This is a genomic window from Fimbriimonadaceae bacterium, assembly GCA_019638775.1.
In the GTDB taxonomy this organism is placed as follows: domain Bacteria; phylum Armatimonadota; class Fimbriimonadia; order Fimbriimonadales; family Fimbriimonadaceae; genus JAHBTD01.
In genome coordinates, this window is the sequence record JAHBTD010000018.1 from 1 (window position 1) to 17,029 (window position 17,029).

Genomic DNA, 17,029 nt, shown 5'->3' on the forward strand with positions numbered 1-17,029 from the left:
CGCCGATCACTGGGGCTGGACGGCGTCGTTGCTGGTCGCGGCCGGCATCGCTCTTCGCGGAGGGCTCATGTGGATGAACGTCGATCCCGAGAAGGGGGTGAGGGACTGAAAAGATGACCGCAATGAGGCCTGTGAAGTTCGAAAGATTCAACAGCTAGCGGAGTTTGGTAGCCTGGAGAACTGTTTCGTGGTCATGCCGTGCTGGTACTGCCTTCGCGCTGAGCTCACTGTCGGGCAATAGCTGGAATAGTTTCGAATTCCAATTTTCCCGAGTCCAACTTGGGCGTTCGTTTGGAAAGATGGAGCATCTCAATCCCCACGACCGTTCCCCTCTCGTTAAAGTCCACGATGATTCCAGGCGACACTTCCTGAGACTCCACCGCGCTGGTGTCGTCCAACGTCAGGTAGAGAGCGTCGGCTTCGTGATCGACTTTCAATTTCATAGCGTCCCTCGCATGGTTCGATCGAAATACGCAGTCACCACACGCACCGGGGTACATTCGATATTCACTATCACACGGAGCACCCTATTGTCATGCTCCGCAATGATTCCAAGCCGATGCTCCAAGGCAGAATCGATGAAATCTGGAACTGTGCGACTGGGGGAGTTTAACACGCGTTCAAGCCAATCCTGATGAATATTGCGTGTCTTCAGTGCATCAGTTGCGTGCGAGGATAATACGTATTGCATGAGTGAAAGATTCAGGTTTGCAAAGCCGAAGTGTTCTTTGGGGCTTAATTATTGTTCTGCATGGGCTGAGGGGTAGGCCCCCACTCTTTATTTCGTGGGTGATGGTACTGGCTCCGCCATCGATTTCCGAACGCCTGCAGCAGGATACATCGAGAGCGATGGTTTTGGAAGCTGTGAGCTACCGGGACAGGCTTCCGGTAATCAGAAGGAGTAGACCGTCTCACGGTTGCTGTCATTGACCCGCTGTCGCTCATCGAGGTTGGAGTGCGTGGCCCAGGCTGGCTTGAGCGACACGTATTCTTCCCGAATTTCCCTGGCTGGCCGATCACTGGGGGTGGACGGCGTCGTTGCTGGTCGCTGCCGGTATCGCCCTCTGCGGCGGGCTCATGTGGATGAAGGTCGATTCGACGGAAGGGTGAGGGAGTGAAGGGAGATCAAGACCGGTCGCACGCTTGCGGGGTATCGCCGTGAAGAGGCGCTGGCCATAAAGGTCCCGGTGGTGTTTCCGGGCCCGAGGGTACGGTCCGATACTCAGTCAGGTCGCCCCGCAACACTTCTTATATTTGCTGCCACTGCCACAGGGACAGGGATCGTTGCGCCCGACTTTCCGGCCGGTCGCCGGTGTAGGGCTGAGATCGCCCGCTTCATACCGTGCCTGATAGATTGCGCGACCGAGGTGCGCATAGTCACCCAATGCGTCATGAAAGATCTCGAGCACGGTTCCGGCCAACTGCGCGAGGCTTGTGCCTGCCCTGCCTTCTTCATGATAGGCCCTGGCCAGGGTGGGAGAGGAAAAAAATGTCAGGGTCATCAGCGCGGCTCCCAGCGCTTCATCGAGTTCCTCCGGGGTGTATTCGTCCCAGTATTCCACCAGGTAGTCATGGCCCATGCCGAACCCCTGTGCCCAATGGCTCAGAGGCGCATCGGGCTCCAGATTGTCGAGTGGGTCCGGTCTAATGTCGCAGCCAGGCGGAAGCGTGGCATGCTCGGCAGCATGCTGTCGTAGACAGTCGTTATAGAGTCCCATCATGGCCTGAAGCACCTGCGCTGCCTCGGCGTGCGTGTCGTAGCCGGCGTCATGATCATCGAACACCATCGGTATCCATTCCGATGGCGGGATCGGTTCCGGCCCGTTCGCGAGGCTGAACAGAAATCCCGCCGACTGCGCATATGTCAGCGTGCCGGCCGGACGCTGCGGGGAGGCCAAAAAGTCCTGCACAAGGGCGGCCTGAGCCGCCGTGAATGGAGGGATCGTCGAGGACATGGCGCAATCATAAATCCGATCTATTCCGGATGGAAGCGAGAGTGTGGTGCTGGGGCAGACCGTTGAACCGGTTGGGATCCTGCCCTCCTCTCACTCAGGCCGCCAAGGCGGTGGCGCGCACGGATTCCAACATACGAATCAGGTCGTCCATCTCTCTCGGCTGAAACAACCCGTCTGGCCCATGTGGACTGAGATCGGTAAAGGGCGATTCATAGAGTCGGGCCGGTTCCATGACGCCATGCTCGGTCAAATGATCCACGACCAGGTTGATGAACTCAAGTTGGTTGGCAGTGAAGGTCTTCCCGGTAATGAATCCCGCGAGTGCCTCTTTGGCCGCGCTACGATCCATGCCGACGAGCGATCGCACGAAGAGACCGAGACCTTGAGCGTGTCCCGCGGCCCGACGGATATCGTCCAGCGGAGCAGCGCCGCTCTCTGCAAGGACACGCTCCAATTCGGAAAGGTCTGTGACAGTGAGCGGCTGGTTCATGCGCAACTTGGCAATCACCACATGGTCGAGGTGTTCGCGCAGGAACGCTCGAACTTTGGCCAAAAACTTAGTCTGGTCAGTACCTACCGAAAAACCGGGAAGAACAACTTCCGTCTCGCTCCCCATGAGATCTTCAAGGTCGGTGTAGACGGGCTGCCGGCGCCGCTTTTCGATAAACTGGACCAACTCGCGCAGCCGGCGACGCATCGCCTCTAGGATCGGCACCGTCACGTCCTGCCACCATTCATCACTCTGCATACCCTGGATCAAGGCCAGCTGCTCGCGGACCATCGGAATGGCGGCCTTTTCCTCCAGCAGTCCCACAATCTCCCGGACGCGGTCCCGCAGGCGGGCGAACTCCGGCTCGACACGCAACAAGGCCAACTGCAGCCTGAGAACTAAGAGATCGAAACGCTTCGCCTCTTCATTCTCAGAATTGAGTTCGGTAGGCAGGCCTGCCACCTGGTGGGAAAGCTCAGCCAGCGCGGGAGGTTCCAGGATCGCCCAGGCCCCGGGGTTGGCATACTGTTCAACGAGACGGCGGTGAGGCCGGACGACGAAGTTATTGATGTTCATCGCGGCCACCTCCCCTTGCAGCACCGTAGCGAGGGATTGACGCACCGCCGTTGTCGTTGTCGGATACCCATAGAACGCCGGCGCCTCCGGCATACCCGGGATAGGCACCTTTTTCGCCTGACCGTCAATCGTGGCAATCAGTTCCAACCGTGTCTGAAAGAGGCGTTTACCTAAGGAGGCCGCCGCCGTACCCTCAGTCCCTGGGATGTCTTGGCTGAAGAATTCCAGATTCTGGCAGTAATCGAAAATGTAGAAGGACTCCTTGTGACGGCCTGGCCCGAAGAGATCATCACAGAGGCGCGTACCACGCCCGACCATCTGCCAAAACTTCGTCTTGGATCGGACCAGCTTGAAGAAAATGAGGTTCACGACCTCGGGAATGTCGATGCCGGTATCCAGCATATCGACCGAAATCGCGATATGCGGTGCCTTGTCCTTAGTCGAAAAGTCATCGATCAGGCTCTGCGCATATTCCGTCTTGAACGTAATGACCCGAGCGAACGCACCTTTGAAATGCGGATAGTTGGCATTGAACCGCTCGGCGATAAAGTCGGCGTGGGGCTGATTTTTGGCAAAGATGATCGTCTTGCCGAGCCGATCGCCGCCGGCGACCGTGAGTCCCCGGGTCATGACATGTTCCAGCACCTTGTCGACCGTGTCCGTATTAAAGAGCCACGTGTTCACCGCTTCCGCCTCGACACGGTTTGGAACCGTGCCGTCGTCGCTCCATTCCAGGGCGTCCCACTGGTCTTTTTCGTCTTCCGAGAGCGCGTCGTACCTGATCCCCTGGCGCGGAAACCTGAGCGGCACCGAGACCGCTCGCGGCGGAACAAGAAATCCGTCGCGCACCGCCTCCTCCAATGAATACGAGTCGGTCGGCACGCCGCTTTCAAGGTCGAAGAGGCTGTAGGTGTTGCGGTCCACTTCGTCCTTGGGCGTCGCGGTGAGGCCGATCAGCAGGGAATCGAAATAATCGAAGATGGCGCGGTACTTCTGGAACACCGAGCGGTGTGCCTCATCGATGACGACCAGGTCGAAATGTCCCACGCCGAACCGCCGCTGGCCGTCAGTCGCCTCGTCGATCAGCCCCATCATGGTGGGATACGTCGAAACGTAGACACGCCCCTCCGCGTGCTTCTCGGTCACCAGGTTCACCGGGGAGGCATCCGGCAGGTACCGTTTGAAGGCGTTCACCGCCTGATTGACCAGCGCCACACGGTCGGCAAGGAACAGTACACGCTTGACCCAGTTGCACCGCATCAACAGGTCCGCAAGCGCAATCACCGTGCGTGTCTTCCCGGTCCCCGTCGCCATCACGAGCAGCGCCTTCCGCTCGTGGTCGCGCTCGAACGCCTCAGCAATCCGGCGGATGGCGCGCGTCTGGTAGTGGCGCTCGACGATTGTCGGGCTGATCGACGCAGCTGCCGGCGAGCGGCGCGTCTCCCGCCGCTGAATCGCCAGTTCCAGTTCCGCCTTCTTGTAGAATCCCTGCACCCGGCGTGGTGGATAGCGGGTGTCGTCCCAGAGCCAATGCTCGTAGCCGTTGGAATAGAAGATCAGCGGCCGCCGGGCGAACTGCCGCTCAAGGCAATCGGCATACAGCTTGGCCTGCTGCTTCCCCACCCGGGGATCGCGGCGAGTACGCTTCGCCTCCACCAGTCCTAGCGGTTTCCCGTCGTCGCCCCACAGCACATAGTCCACATAACCCTTGCCCTCCTCGTTCGGCATGCCGGTGACCTCAAACTCCCGATCGCGCGACTGATCGAGCGGCCAGCCGGCTTCCTTGAGGAGCAGGTCAATGAAATAGTCGCGGGTCTCGGTCTCCGAGTAATCGTGCCGATCCGCCTGTGCAGAGGCCGCCTTCTTCGCCTCCGCGATCTCGGCGCGCAAGCGTTGGAGCTCGGTGTCGAGCGCGGTGTTGTCGGCAAGCAGGTCCGCAAGGCACTCGTCTTTCTCCCGCAAGCGCGTTTCCAGTGCCTGCAACTGCTCGGCCGTTTGGGCCGCCGCCGGTGCAGGTCGCGGAAGGGCAGCGGGATCGAAGGTGACTCCTGGGTCAGGCCGACCGGCACGACCATAGGTGTGCGCGAGCCAGTAGGCCACATGAAACAGCTCGCGCACCGCAGCGAGCCCATCCGCCTCGGGCACGGGGCGGTGGCTATGGACCGCCCGGTTGCCGAGGGTGTTGATCACCCGCGCTTTGCTGAAGACGGCCTCACCGGCCGCCTGTTTGAAACTCGGATCGTGAATCAGGGCGGAGAGGTTGTCCTGATAGGGAAGCTTCAGTGCCGCGTCATGTTTGTAGGCCCACGTGACGGTCAGCTCCAGTGCACGCCTCGCATAGAAGCACGCCGTGCGGGGATCGGTATACACTGCCCCTTCCGCCTTCGACGCGGCCTCGAAGAGGGCGGTCCATTCGCGTTGGAGAAAGAGGAACTGGCTCACAGCCCCGACTCGCCTCCCTGCGCCTTGTCTTGCTCCAGCTCTGCGTTGAGCAGGTGCACATAGCGACGATAACTGAACACCCGATCGCGTTGCCGGCGCGTCATCTCTTGTACAATGCCAAGATTCTGCAAGTGCGCGAGCGATTTGTTCACCGTCGCGGGTGTCAGCCCTGCCGCCTTGACGAGTGTCGCCGATGTCGCCAGCGGTTGCTTCTGCATCGCCTGATGCACAGCGAGCGCGGAGGGCGCCGCACGGCCGAGCCCCGCAATGCGGTCGCGATCGTTGTCCACCAAGGTCAAGAGGGCGTGTGCGGTCATCATGGCCTGTGTGGCGGTGGCGGCAATGCCTTCTGCAAAGAAGTCCAGCCAGCGTTCCCAGTCTCCGTGCAGGCGCACGCCGTTGAGTAGTTCGTAATACAGTGCGCGGTGGGTTTTGAAAAACAGGCTAGGATACAAGAGCGGCTCGCGGAGGATGCCGTCTGCGACGAGCTGCAGCACGATCAGCAGCCGTCCGAGGCGACCGTTGCCGTCAAGGAATGGATGGATCGTCTCGAACTGCACGTGTGCCAGCGCCGCCTTGATCAGCGGCGGTGTCGGCGAAGGCTTGTCGTTGAGAAACTGCTCGAGCGCGGTAAGGGATGCCGATACGGCGTCCGCCGGGGGCGGGACGAACACCGCGTTCCCCGGCCGCGTGCCGCCGACCCAGACCTGGGAGCGGCGCACCTCGCCGGGCGTCTTGCCGCGACCGTGCGGATGATCGAGCAGTGTCGCGTGCACTCCGCACAGCAAGCGGGTGGAGATCGGCAACCCGCCGCGCAGCAGTGTGAGTCCGCGATCCAGCGCCGCGACGTAACGGCTCACCTCCCGCGCATCGTCGATCGGTACGCCTGGTTCTTCGTGGATTTCGAACAGTAGGAGATCGGCTAGCGACGACTGCGTGCCTTCGATCTGGCTCGACAGCACCGCTTCCTTACGGACGAAGCTGTAGAGCAGCAAGTCTGCATTGGGCAAGAGCGCGGTGACCGCATCGAGACGGCCGAGTGCCACCAGCGCATCGTCGAAGCGCCGGCGCAGCGCGGGGCTCCATTCCACCGGCGGCTGAGGAGGCAGCGGCGCCGGCACAAAGGCCTGGAATGACTCCTCCGGAGAGCGCACCTTCACATAGCGGCCAGGCAATGGACGATGCATGGTAGTCGCGATCCTAAAATAGTGATCGTCGCTATTTTAGGACGGTCATTTTACCTAAAACAATGTAAATCATGCGCTGCGTGCCCTCGATATGGGTGGTGTGGTGTGCTTCCAGCAACAGCGCCTGCCGGCTCATGCGTCCGATCCAATCCTCTGACAGCGTGGCCGCCTCCAGAAACCCTCGGGCACGTTCGATGAACGTGAGCGCGCCGGTGATCGGATTCGTGATGGTGAAGCGCGGGGCGAAGGACATGGCTACAGTTCTCCCCGAAAGGCGCGGTGCTGGAGGGAGGCGAAGAGCATGTTGTACTCATGAATGGCACGACGCCCCACGATCTTGCAGCGTTCGATGGCGTCGATCCGACGAGTAAACTTTCGCTGAAGCTCAATGCCTGGATTTGGAACCTCTAAAGCTCTCAAAATCTCTAGATTGATGTTCTTCTGAGCGGACTCTGGCGCCTTTTTTTCCAGGATTTTTTGTAAGAACGAGAGCCACAGCCGTACAAACTCAACGGTCGCCCTCTCTTCAGCTCTGAATCCCACCACACTATCGGGAAAACAGGCATCGAAAGTAAGAATGCCTGTCTTGGCGATATTCGCTGCAATCGTGATACACAGTGTGCCAGCTGGCCATAGTCTGCTTTGTCGTAGACCGATATCTGAGTATGTAGCTGAATAGGTGCGAATATATCCATCGCAGTTCGCAACGTCACCGGTCTGAACAAATGGGTACGGCCCACCTAACAACTCAGGCGCATTCCGAGGGCGGTGCTTGGAGACTCCGCGCTCAACGGCTCCCAAGTCATTGAGCGGCCTGAGGTCCCACGAGCGAGTGTTGGCGATGGGATCGCCGAACATGTCGAGGAAGATGGATTGGGTGAGGCGGTCGAGCTTGGCGATGGCGGTTCGGCGTTTGGCCCGCAGCTCGTCCGCCTTGTCCATGATCGCCGCTATCCGCCGCTGTTGATTTAACGGCGGAAGAGGAACTTTGACACTGGTCAAACTTTCTCGTGTTATTTGAGGCTGTGCCGTTCCCGTAATTGCCTTACCAAGGCCATGATTGCGTAGTGCGTAAACCAAGAATTTCAGATCAACCCGAGCTTCGTCGAGATCGTCGAGAGCCATCGAATTGCCAGTGACATACGATTTTGCCTCACACACATTAATCGCTCCACAGGTTGCTCCACGACATGTAATCAAAACCGTCGGCTTCTCATGATTAAACTCATTGTAAAAACCTATTTTCCCGTTCGCGCCGTAGACCGGATAGCCATTTTCCGTAAATGCATTTTGAGGAATAGTGGGCCACTGCTTCGGATTGCAGAAACTGTAGAGCGAAGCCTCGGTCCACGTTTTGAGGTCACTATCCACTAAAGCATCCCCTCCAGCTCCTTCATCCCCTGCTGAATCTCCTGCTCCAGCTTCGCCAGCTCGGCAAGAATCTCTTTCGGCGGGCGGTGCTCGATTGCCTTGTGCACCACTTCCTTGTAGCGGTTGAGCGAGAGGTCGTAACCCTGCGCGGCGATGTCGGCCTTGGGCACGCAGAAGCTCTGTGCGGTGCGCGGCCGTTCTTGCTCGTTGCCGTCTCGCTGCGCCCAACGCGCTAGGATGTCAGGCAGATTGTTCTTTGCCTGCTCATCTTCAGTCAGCGCCGTCTTCGGGACCGGGCCGAGCTTGTCCTCTGACAGGAGCGGCTGGCGCTTATCGTCGAGGCTCCAACCGTCGGCCTCGACATCGTAGAACCAGACGAAGTCCGTGCCGCCGGAGTTGGTCTTGGTGAAAACGAGGATCGCGGTCGACACGCCGGCGTAGGGCTTGAACACCCCGCCTGGCAGCTTGATTACGGCGTCGAGCTTCTGGTCTTCCACCAGGATGCGGCGCAATTCCTTGTGGGCCTTGCTGGAGCCGAATAAAACGCCGTCGGGCACAATGACCGCCGCCCGCCCGCCCGGCTTGAGCAGCCGCAGAAAGAGCGCCAGGAAGAGCAACTCGGTCTTCTTGGTCTTGACGATCTGGAGCAAGTCCTTGGCGGTATTTTCGTAGTCGAGGCTGCCGGCGAAGGGTGGATTGGCCAGCACGAGCGTGTACTTCTCCTCCTCGCCCGCATGATCCTGCGCGAGCGAGTCGCGGTAGCGGATGTCCGGGCTCTCCACCCCGTGCAACAGCATGTTCATGCTGCCGATGCGCAGCATCGTATTGTCGAAGTCGAAGCCGTGGAACATGCAGTGGTGGAAGTGCTTTCGCTGACTCGCGTCGTGCAGGAGTCTCGGAAACCGTTCGCGCAGGTGCTCCCCTGCCGCCACCAAAAAGCCGGCCGTTCCGCAGGCCGGATCGCAGATCACGTCGGTGGGTTGCGGCGCGGTCACCTCCACCATCAACCGGATGATGTGGCGCGGCGTGCGGAACTGGCCGTTTTGCCCGGCGGCTGCAATCTTGGCCAGCATGTACTCGTAGACATCGCCTTTCGTGTCGCGCGCCTCCATCGGCACATGGTCGAGCAGGTCCACCACCTTCGCCAGCAGCGCGGGCGTGGGAATGGTGAAGCGCGCGTCTTTCATATGCTGCGCGTAGGTGGAGTCGTCGTTGCCGAGCTGCCGCACGAGATCGGTGCGCAGGTAGGGAAAGAGGTGCTCGCCGACCAGGACATACATATCGGCAGGAGCAACATGCTTGAAGCGCGACCAGCGGTAGTCTTCGTAGGAACGGCCCTTCGCATCCTCCCCTTCAGGAAAGACTCGTCGCGCCATGGGTTGCTTCAACCGGTTGGCTTTGTTCTCTTCCAGCGTATGCAGATCGTCGAGGCGGCGAATGAACATGAGGTAGGTGATTTGTTCGATCACCTCCAGCGGATTCGCAATACCACCGGACCAGAAGGCATCCCAGATGCGGTCGATTTGGCTACGGATTTCGCCGGTCAGCATGCACCATTCCTCTAGGCTGATTGCCGATTCTGCACGTGCCCGGCAGGATACCTGCTTGTCTCAGCGGACACAACGCCCAGATCCGCTTTTGGATTGTCCACATGGAGAGGCGAACGACGCCTGACGGCAACGCCTCACTGAGGCTTGACCCTATCATCCGTCCGTGACATCCGGGGTCACAGGGGAACCACGTCGTCTCACGTCACCCGTGAAGCGTATTTTGTGGGGGAAGAACAGCGGCTTGTCCGGAAGGCCTTGCGCGACTTCTGCCGCTCACGCGCGTTTGACTTCCGCCGGTTGCGGCACACCTGAGCTATCCAGTCGGTAGGCGTAGGCTTCTTTCATCTTCACGTTGCCGCTGTCGGTGTAGACGAACAGACGTTGGCCGTCGGTGCGGGTTTTGACGAGGCCGTAGGCCGTACGGCTGAAGCCGTAGAAGGGGCCGCGCTTTTTGGCCTTCTTCTCGTCCTGCAGGCGGGAGAGCCCTTCCTCTGCAAAGAACGCCACCAACTCGGTGGCGAAGATGAGCGGCTCCGGCACGCGCGACCATTTGCCCAGGGCGCCTATGAGCGTGGCGCGTGGATGGATGTATTCTTTGCGCGCGCTCTCGTCGCCGCTCGACACCACGCTGACGATGGGCGACACGGCCTGCATGAACGCGCCGGAAAAATCGGCCGAGCCGTGATGCGGGACCTTGAAGACTTCCGATCGCAGATTGAGAGTGCCTTTGTTGTGTTCGCGCGCGAGAAAGCGGCTGGCCTCGTCGTTCAGGTCGCCGGAAAAGAGGAAGCTGAAGCCGCCGTAGCTCAGGCGGAGCACGATGGAATGCCCGTTGATGGTGTGGGAAGCGGAACGGCCGGGGAAGCCTTCGTCGCTGTCGTTGAGCGAGTCATGGCCGATGCGCGGTCCCGTGGGTGGTTCACCGAGAAAGCGCAGCGCCGGTGTGCCCCCGAGGTCTGTGGTGATCGGTCCTAATATGTCGATCCGCAGGTCGTCCCGATTGAAGAACTCAAAGGCCTGATTGTCGCCGAGTTGCAGGCGCCGGAAGCTGAGCGGGCTGCGGCTGTTGTAGGTGGCGAGGGTCTGCTTCCACTTCTTGAACGGCTGATTCATTTCCTTGTCGTCTACGTCGAAGAGGTTTTCTTCCAGGCCCGTAAGATACAGTCGACCGTCCACCGACTTCGTCGGGCCGAGGAGTTTGCTGTCCGGCACGGCTTTATTGTTCATGGTGCTCGGGCGTTTCACGATGCCGTTGTGGTAGACGCGCTGCGGTTGCATGAAGAGCCGTTTGCGTTTGACCTTGTTGGTTTCGGACTTGAGAATCTCGTTGAGGCCGGAGAAGTGGTCGGCGTCGCCGTGGGTGACGACGAGGCAGTCGATCTTCTTCGGTTGCTCGAGGCTGGTGTTGCGAAACCGCCCGGCCAGGTAGCGCGCGAACATCTGGTTGTCGCCGCCGTCGATGAGGATGATCTTCCCGTCGGGCGATTCGACGACCATGCCGTCGCCCTGTTGCACATCCACAAAATTGACCTTCAGAACCCGATTCTCTGCGACGGGCCTGGTCAGGTCGGCGATTGTGATACGAGAGGTTTTGGTCGGTTCGATGTAGCCGGTGATGGATTCGGGGAGGATGCTGCCGTCGGGCTTTTCGCGAAAGACCGTGATGCTGACTTCGAGGTAGGTGGCGGCCTGCTTCACCACGGTAATTTCGTCGCCCCAGGCGATCGTACGGATGTACCGTTTGCGGCCCCGCTCTCTCCACACATCCGCCAGATCGACGTTCAGCACGGCTTGTTCAGGCATCGGCTTCCTCCCCTGGCAGGCTGTTACGCGTGACCGCCGCCGGCGTCCTCGGTCGAGCATCGCCCTGCGACATTCCGCAAAGATACCCCCAGTCACCGATCGTCCCGCGGTCGTGTCGAGCCGCCGTCCTGAACAGCCTGAACACAATCGTGGTGGCCCAGGACTCCCGCTTGCTCATCGGCCCCGGTGGTTTCGCCGACAGAATACGCTGTTCATCCGGAGAAATCACGCGGCCCCCCTCTTGCCGATGGAATTGCCGGCCTGCTACATTTGCCTCATGACCATGCAATTTCAGAAAAAAGATCCCCGTGCCACAATCAGCACCCCTTTCGGCGACATCCGGATTCGTTTTTACCCGGACGACGCGCCGCGTCATGTCGAGAACTTCATCAACCTGGCGAAACTGGGGTTTTACGACGACACCACCTTTCATCGCGTGGTGCCGGGCTTTATCATTCAGGGAGGCGACCCGTTGAGCAAGACGCCGGATCGGATGCTGCACGGCACCGGCGGCCCGGGCTACTTTCTCAATCCCGAAACCAACGACCGGCCCCATAAGCGCGGTGCGATCTCGATGGCGAAAATGCCCCGCGACGGCACGAGCACCCGCGACTTTAACGACAACGGCTCCCAGTTTTTCATCTCCCTGCAGGACAACAGCGGCCTCGATCGGCGCTATTCCATTTTCGGCGAGATCATCCGGGGCATCGAGGTCATCGACATGATCGCCAAGATGCCGCGCGACGAGCGCGACAATCCGCTGGAGCCGATTCGCATGAAGGTGACGGTGAAAGAGTAGCCGCAGCCAAGCGACTGTCAGCTCCTCCGGCGGCGTATTGCTGGAATTGGTTTCATCCCTTGTGACGAGCCCGTACCCCTTGCCAGGCCAGTCGCTGATACACACCGTCTGTTCTTGTTTAGTGTTCTTCCCCCTCGTTCTGTCCGGCTGCGACGGCCAACGCCAGCGCCTGATGACGGAGCAATACCCCTCCTATCCCGAAGGCGTGCGATGGGCGATTGATAAGGGGAACATCCTGCGCGGTATGACGGAAGATCAGGTGTACCTCGCGCTCGGCACACCGGTGTGCAAGAAGGATGTCGAGGATGAAGGGCGGACCGTCACGGTCTGGCTCTATCCACCGATCGGACGCAACGCCTGCATCACCAGCGCCTTTCGTGTCTACTTCGAACAGGGCGCCGTCACCACCTGGGATCGCTACACCACGCCGACGAGATATACCGATCCAGTCGGCGGCGTGCCGGCCTATTAGCAGGAGGGTGAAAAAGCCCCCCAGCTTTGTTCTCGCATCGCTTCGATCCTCAACGTACCGCAAGGGTACGCCTCGTCCCTTCGCTCGCTGCGGCCGCGCTGGGAGGACTTTTTGACCCTCCTGTTACTCCAAGCGGTGCTTCCCTGCTTGCGCGCCGACATAACCTTCACGCTTGACGCGCGGGGTGTATGACGATACGATGATCGATCAGTAATCGGTAGGGAGGTGCTGCAATGTCTATGACGACTATCTCGCCGAAGTTCCAAATCGTCATCCCTAAGGATGTGAGAGAAAAGCTTCGCCTGAGTCCTTCCCAGCGCTTGCAGGTCCTGGAAAAAGGCGGCGTGATTACCTTGGTGCCGGAAGTGCCACTCAAGTCGCTGAAGGGGGCACTCAAGGGTATGTCTAGGGCAGGCCTCCGGGAAAAGAAGGATCGCGTGTGAAGATCCTGTTGGATTCCAGCGGCTGGATCGAATTCTTTACAGGCGGACCACTCGCTGATCGCTATTCTGGATACTTTTCTTCGCGCTACGAAATCATTACGCCGACAATTGTGTTGTACGAGGTCTACAAAAAGATCAAGCGCGAGCGTGGTGAGGAGACTGCGATCCTCTTTTCCGGACGACTTCATGCAACCAACGTGGTTCAACTCACCGAATCGATTGCCTATGTAGCCGCGGATGTCAGCCTTCGGCACGGTCTGGCAATGGCTGATGCGATCGTCTATGCGACGGCATTGGACCAGAATGCGGATGTCGTGACGGGTGATGCGGATCTGAAGGATCTGCCTGGCGTGGTCTACGTGAAGTAGCCCTCCTCTGTCGCAGGTTGCCCAAAAGCCCCTTCACCAAGCCCGCAGGCGAGAGAAATCCGAAGGCGTAGCCTCGGGCTACATTGAGGATGGTTTCTAGGGGAGAACGAAGCTGGGGACCTGTTTGAGGAGGTTCCCTGCAGAACGGTCAAAACGACCGTTCACCTAGGCCGCAGCTAACGAAGGAGCGAGGCGTAGCCATGCGCTACGTTGAGCGATCTGAGAGACGCGAGAACGACAGTACGGTTTCCGTGCAGGCTGCTCAAAAAGCCGTCTGCCGAGGCCGCAGGTGAGACAAAACCGGAGGCGTAGCCCCTGGCTACGTTGAGGATGGTTTCGAGGGGAGAACGCCGGTGGCGGGATTTTTCAGCAACCGTTCTTTCGGACGAGCAAAACGACCGTCTGGCAAGGCCGCAGCGAGCGAAGAGCCGAGGCGTGCTGTTTAGTACGTTGAGGTTCTGAGGGAAGCGAGAACGAAGCTAGCGGTCGTTTTCATCGTCCGGACTAGAAGAAGGCCATGCTGGCATACGTCACGGTGGAATTATACTGATCCGTGATTCCGCGATCGTACCGCAGCACCTGCCCTGTCTCCGCCTGGATCAACCGCAGCATCGAGTAAATAGGCGAGAAACCAGAGATGCGGCGCTGGTCGTTTTCCTTCTGAATGAACTTCGCGAATTCTTCCGGGTCGCGGTTCTCGACATGTTTGAGCATTTCGAGATCGGTCTGCATGCAGCGATGGAAGGAGAAGTCCGTCGGCGGGGCCGAGTCGCCGTAGCGCATGCCGATGTGGGCCAGTTCCGCGCCGACGACGACGCAGTAGGACTTGCCCGTGGCGGCGAGCGCGTCTTTCAAGGCCTGAAGAAACGTCTCGACCTGCTCCCGGATCTGCGGATCGCGCAGACTGTCCGCCGAAAACGCCGTGAGAATCGGCACAATCGTAAACGCCTGGTCTTGGCCGAGAGTCTCTTGCAGGAACGGCAGCTGAAATTCCAATGCATGTTCATTGTGATGTGCCAATTCGTCGGTGAAGGCGGCGGGGATCTGTTCGCGCAGGCGGTCGGTGACCGCACGTTCGACGCTCACGAGCCCCAATGGTGTCTCAAAATCTTTGTCGGTCACCGCGACCGGGTGTTCCAATCCTGAGTGGGCAGTGCCGATCAGCACGTAGAGATCCGGCTTCTGGGCGTCCTGCAATTCCTTATAGGCCCAAGCATAGATCGGGCCGGCGTGTTTCATTTCGTAGGTGGGCGCGACGAGCGCCTTGATGAGTTGGCCCTTGTGCTCGGAGGCCTTGACCTCCGGCCCTTCTTTTGACACGAAGAAGCTGTTGATTTGGGCGCGCAATTTGGCTGGCTCGGCTTCATAACTGCGACCGGCAAATTGCGGCGAACGGGAGGGCGCCTGGCGATAGGCGGCCAATGCCTGCTGCTTGGCCTGCTCGGTGCGCGCGCCTTCCAGAAAGAGTTTGGTATCCAGATCGGCCAGTAACTGCTCGACCTTATTGGGCATGAGGAATTCGCCGAAGCGCTTGAGATAAATCGCGCCGATGTCCTGGACGCTATGTTCCCCGTCGAGGTGCTGCACGATGAAGAAATAATTCAGCGGCAGGACCAGGCGTTCTTTGCTCAAGCCGGTGGGGTCCCAGAGCACGATGAACTGCTCCTCCCCTTCCTTGATCGGCGAAAATTGTAGGTTACGCAGCAGCGGATACTGCTTGGGATCTTTGGCGGTCATGGTCGGTGTGGATTCCATAGTGAGGCGCATTGTAGCGGAGCAAACTTCTCAGGCGCAACAGGGGGCGTGATGTTGAACGAGCCGCCCAGCTGCGTTCTCGGATCGTTCAGAGGCTCAACGTACGACCTGCAGTACGCCTCGCCTCGCCTCTCCACTCCCTGCGGCCTTGCTGGACGACTCGTTGAACATCCCGCGCATGGCAGGTTCTTCGCAATGTACAACCTGGTCGCTTTTCAGGAACAATCTCGTGATGCCGGCGATGGATTACTGATTCGGCGGATGGGTGCTGCCGCGGCGGCTGAGGACAATGAGGGTGGCGACGGTCAGGAGCACCAGCCAAAGTGTGGGGCGTCCGTAGGAAGCATCGGAAAATTCGATGAGGTCGGTCAATCGGCCGATCAGCAGCGACATGCGCGCCATCACGGTATAACCAAAGGCGGCGCCGAAGGAAATCATCAGAAACAGAATCCCCGCGCGCGCGACGGCTTTGCCCGGTCCGGAATGTTCTACCGAGAAGAAGAAGTAAAACAGCACGGACACGACACCGATCAAGATGATGATGCCGTTCAGATGGCTCGCCGGGTTGAGCAGCGAGTAGTCGAACGTGATGCCGCCGCCCGGTGCGGCGCTCAAGAGCGGACGCACGGTGTCTTCGATCTGCTTCAGGATGAACGACGAGATGGTTCGCGGAATCGCCAACCCCGCCCCGACGCCGACGATGAACGCGAAGGCGTAGCGCGACAGCCAGGCCGCCTTCGGGACATAACGGGTGAGCATGAGCATGCCGATCCCCACCGGAATTAGCAGCGACCATTCCCCTTTGTCGAGGATCGGTCGGACGATCAAGGTCATCACCACCGTGTCGTAGGTCTTGACGATGGTGTAGCCGAGCGAAACGCCGACATAGAGATGCTCGGCAAGCTTGAAGAGCGGATTGTCCTCGTAGAGAAACGAGAGAATAAAGAGGGTTAGTCCCGTGGCGATCCAGGCGCCGAGTATGACCGAGAATGACAAGTCCATAGGGCCTAGGATCCCATCCCGTCCTGCCGCTGCTGTTGCCGCCGCAGTGAGAAGTAAAAGATGTTGCAGATGGCGACGAGCACGATGATGGCCAAATGCGTGGCCGACTGGGCATCCATGCCCGCGACCGCTTTCCCCTTCTGGCCGATCAACGTTTCATATTCCGCCGCGCCGCGCAGGCCGCCGATCAACCCGTTGATCTGCCCGCTGCGCAACAGCGGATACAGCCCCGGTGCAATCACTCCGGTGCATCCGCCGCCGAGCTCGAACTTATATTTGTCCTTGCCGAACACGTACCAGGCTTCGACGCCGGGATTGCCCGCGCCCAGGCTGATCGCATAGGTGACGTCGCGCAGGTTCTGGACGCCCGCCAACACCGGTAGGCCTTTGGTCGCCTTGCCGCCGTAGTCTGCAGGAAAGGCGTTGTAGAGGTCCTGCCCCATGTTCAGAATGACGGCGCTGCCGCCGGGACTCCAGCCCAGAAAGACATAGTCCTTGCCGTTTTCCTTGCCCGCTTCCTTAGCCGTTTGTGTCAGGATCTGGTCGGCAAGACCGGTGCCGGAGACCCAGAGCGTCATGGCCACGACGCGCAAATTCTTCTTGAACGCATGACGCAGAATGGCGATGGCCTGCGGATAGAGTTCGGGCTTGGACGCGGGATCGAAATCCAGCGAGAGCAGGAAGACCGATCCTTCGGGAAGGTTTTCGATATAGTCGTAGACGCCGCGCACTTCCGACGAAATCTTGATCGGTAGTCCGACAGGGAACAGCAGCGGCAGCAACGTGCACAGGCCGATCACCAGAAAGATGATCCGC

At 59.6% G+C, this 17,029-nt stretch carries 15 protein-coding genes and 1 pseudogene; 4 read left to right on the forward strand and 12 right to left on the reverse strand.

Annotation, left to right across the window (positions count from 1 at the left end):
- Positions 1–224: 224 nt before the first annotated feature.
- From KF784_17600 to KF784_17640, 9 genes and pseudogenes are all read right to left on the reverse strand, one after another.
- A complete protein-coding gene (locus KF784_17600; protein ID MBX3120876.1) occupies positions 225–443 on the reverse strand; it encodes a DUF2283 domain-containing protein in 219 nt (72 codons plus the stop codon).
- Entirely contained in the window at positions 440–691 is a 252-nt protein-coding gene (locus KF784_17605; protein MBX3120877.1) for a DUF4258 domain-containing protein, read from the reverse strand. The genes KF784_17600 and KF784_17605 overlap by 4 nt, the downstream gene beginning before the upstream one ends.
- A 535-nt stretch (positions 692–1,226) precedes the next feature.
- Positions 1,227–1,955, reverse strand: coding sequence for a UPF0149 family protein (locus tag KF784_17610; GenBank protein MBX3120878.1), 729 nt, complete (start codon positions 1,953–1,955; stop codon positions 1,227–1,229).
- Positions 1,956–2,049: 94 nt separating this feature from the next.
- Entirely contained in the window at positions 2,050–5,463 is a 3,414-nt protein-coding gene (locus tag KF784_17615; protein MBX3120879.1) for a DEAD/DEAH box helicase family protein, read from the reverse strand.
- Positions 5,460–6,650: a Fic family protein gene (locus KF784_17620; GenBank protein ID MBX3120880.1), complete on the reverse strand. Its 1,191-nt coding sequence runs from the start codon at positions 6,648–6,650 to the stop codon at positions 5,460–5,462. Before KF784_17620 ends, KF784_17615 begins: the two co-directional genes overlap by 4 nt.
- A 76-nt stretch (positions 6,651–6,726) precedes the next feature.
- Positions 6,727–6,903 (reverse strand): annotated as a pseudogene (locus KF784_17625) (Fic family protein).
- Positions 6,904–6,905: 2 nt separating this feature from the next.
- The gene (locus KF784_17630; protein ID MBX3120881.1) at positions 6,906–8,021 is read right to left on the reverse strand and encodes a restriction endonuclease subunit S; all 1,116 of its coding nucleotides are present in this window, start codon (positions 8,019–8,021) and stop codon (positions 6,906–6,908) included.
- Positions 8,021–9,571 carry an SAM-dependent DNA methyltransferase gene (locus tag KF784_17635; protein ID MBX3120882.1) on the reverse strand — a complete coding sequence of 517 codons (1,551 nt, stop codon included), beginning with the start codon at positions 9,569–9,571 and terminating at the stop codon, positions 8,021–8,023. The genes KF784_17630 and KF784_17635 overlap by 1 nt, the downstream gene beginning before the upstream one ends.
- Positions 9,572–9,844: 273 nt before the next feature.
- Positions 9,845–11,374 carry an MBL fold metallo-hydrolase gene (locus KF784_17640; protein MBX3120883.1) on the reverse strand — a complete coding sequence of 510 codons (1,530 nt, stop codon included), beginning with the start codon at positions 11,372–11,374 and terminating at the stop codon, positions 9,845–9,847.
- A 277-nt stretch (positions 11,375–11,651) separates the two neighbouring features.
- Between KF784_17640 and KF784_17645 the strand changes: the two genes are divergently transcribed.
- From KF784_17645 to KF784_17660, 4 genes are all read left to right on the forward strand, one after another.
- Positions 11,652–12,173 carry a peptidylprolyl isomerase gene (locus KF784_17645; GenBank protein ID MBX3120884.1) on the forward strand — a complete coding sequence of 174 codons (522 nt, stop codon included), beginning with the start codon at positions 11,652–11,654 and terminating at the stop codon, positions 12,171–12,173.
- A 121-nt stretch (positions 12,174–12,294) separates the two neighbouring features.
- Positions 12,295–12,645 carry a hypothetical protein gene (locus KF784_17650; GenBank protein MBX3120885.1) on the forward strand — a complete coding sequence of 117 codons (351 nt, stop codon included), beginning with the start codon at positions 12,295–12,297 and terminating at the stop codon, positions 12,643–12,645.
- Positions 12,646–12,878: 233 nt separating this feature from the next.
- Positions 12,879–13,088, forward strand: a complete 210-nt coding sequence (locus tag KF784_17655) for an AbrB/MazE/SpoVT family DNA-binding domain-containing protein (protein ID MBX3120886.1) — start codon at positions 12,879–12,881, stop codon at positions 13,086–13,088.
- Positions 13,085–13,456 carry a type II toxin-antitoxin system VapC family toxin gene (locus KF784_17660; GenBank protein MBX3120887.1) on the forward strand — a complete coding sequence of 124 codons (372 nt, stop codon included), beginning with the start codon at positions 13,085–13,087 and terminating at the stop codon, positions 13,454–13,456. The genes KF784_17655 and KF784_17660 overlap by 4 nt, the downstream gene beginning before the upstream one ends.
- Before the next feature lie 504 nt (positions 13,457–13,960).
- Here KF784_17660 and amrB read toward each other — a convergent pair.
- The 3 genes from amrB to KF784_17675 form a co-directional block, all read right to left on the reverse strand.
- Positions 13,961–15,211: an AmmeMemoRadiSam system protein B gene (gene amrB / locus KF784_17665; protein ID MBX3120888.1), complete on the reverse strand. Its 1,251-nt coding sequence runs from the start codon at positions 15,209–15,211 to the stop codon at positions 13,961–13,963.
- 246 nt (positions 15,212–15,457) lie between these two features.
- Positions 15,458–16,213, reverse strand: a complete 756-nt coding sequence (locus KF784_17670; protein ID MBX3120889.1) for a hypothetical protein — start codon at positions 16,211–16,213, stop codon at positions 15,458–15,460.
- 5 nt (positions 16,214–16,218) lie between these two features.
- On the reverse strand, positions 16,219–17,029 hold an 811-nt coding region (locus tag KF784_17675; GenBank protein MBX3120890.1), incomplete at its 5' end, for a hypothetical protein.

Bases quoted from the DNA above. Each gene is read 5' to 3' on its own strand.
- KF784_17600 (MBX3120876.1), bottom strand. From the start codon at position 443: ATGAAATTGAAAGTCGATCACGAAGCCGACGCTCTCTACCTGACGTTG.
- KF784_17605 (MBX3120877.1), bottom strand. From the start codon at position 691: ATGCAATACGTATTATCCTCGCACGCAACTGATGCACTGAAGACACGC.
- KF784_17610 (MBX3120878.1), bottom strand. From the start codon at position 1,955: ATGTCCTCGACGATCCCTCCATTCACGGCGGCTCAGGCCGCCCTTGTG.
- KF784_17620 (MBX3120880.1), bottom strand. From the start codon at position 6,650: ATGCATCGTCCATTGCCTGGCCGCTATGTGAAGGTGCGCTCTCCGGAG.
- KF784_17635 (MBX3120882.1), bottom strand. From the start codon at position 9,571: ATGCTGACCGGCGAAATCCGTAGCCAAATCGACCGCATCTGGGATGCC.
- KF784_17640 (MBX3120883.1), bottom strand. From the start codon at position 11,374: ATGCCTGAACAAGCCGTGCTGAACGTCGATCTGGCGGATGTGTGGAGA.
- KF784_17645 (MBX3120884.1), top strand. From the start codon at position 11,652: ATGACCATGCAATTTCAGAAAAAAGATCCCCGTGCCACAATCAGCACC.
- KF784_17655 (MBX3120886.1), top strand. From the start codon at position 12,879: ATGTCTATGACGACTATCTCGCCGAAGTTCCAAATCGTCATCCCTAAG.
- amrB (MBX3120888.1), bottom strand. From the start codon at position 15,211: ATGGAATCCACACCGACCATGACCGCCAAAGATCCCAAGCAGTATCCG.
- KF784_17670 (MBX3120889.1), bottom strand. From the start codon at position 16,213: ATGGACTTGTCATTCTCGGTCATACTCGGCGCCTGGATCGCCACGGGA.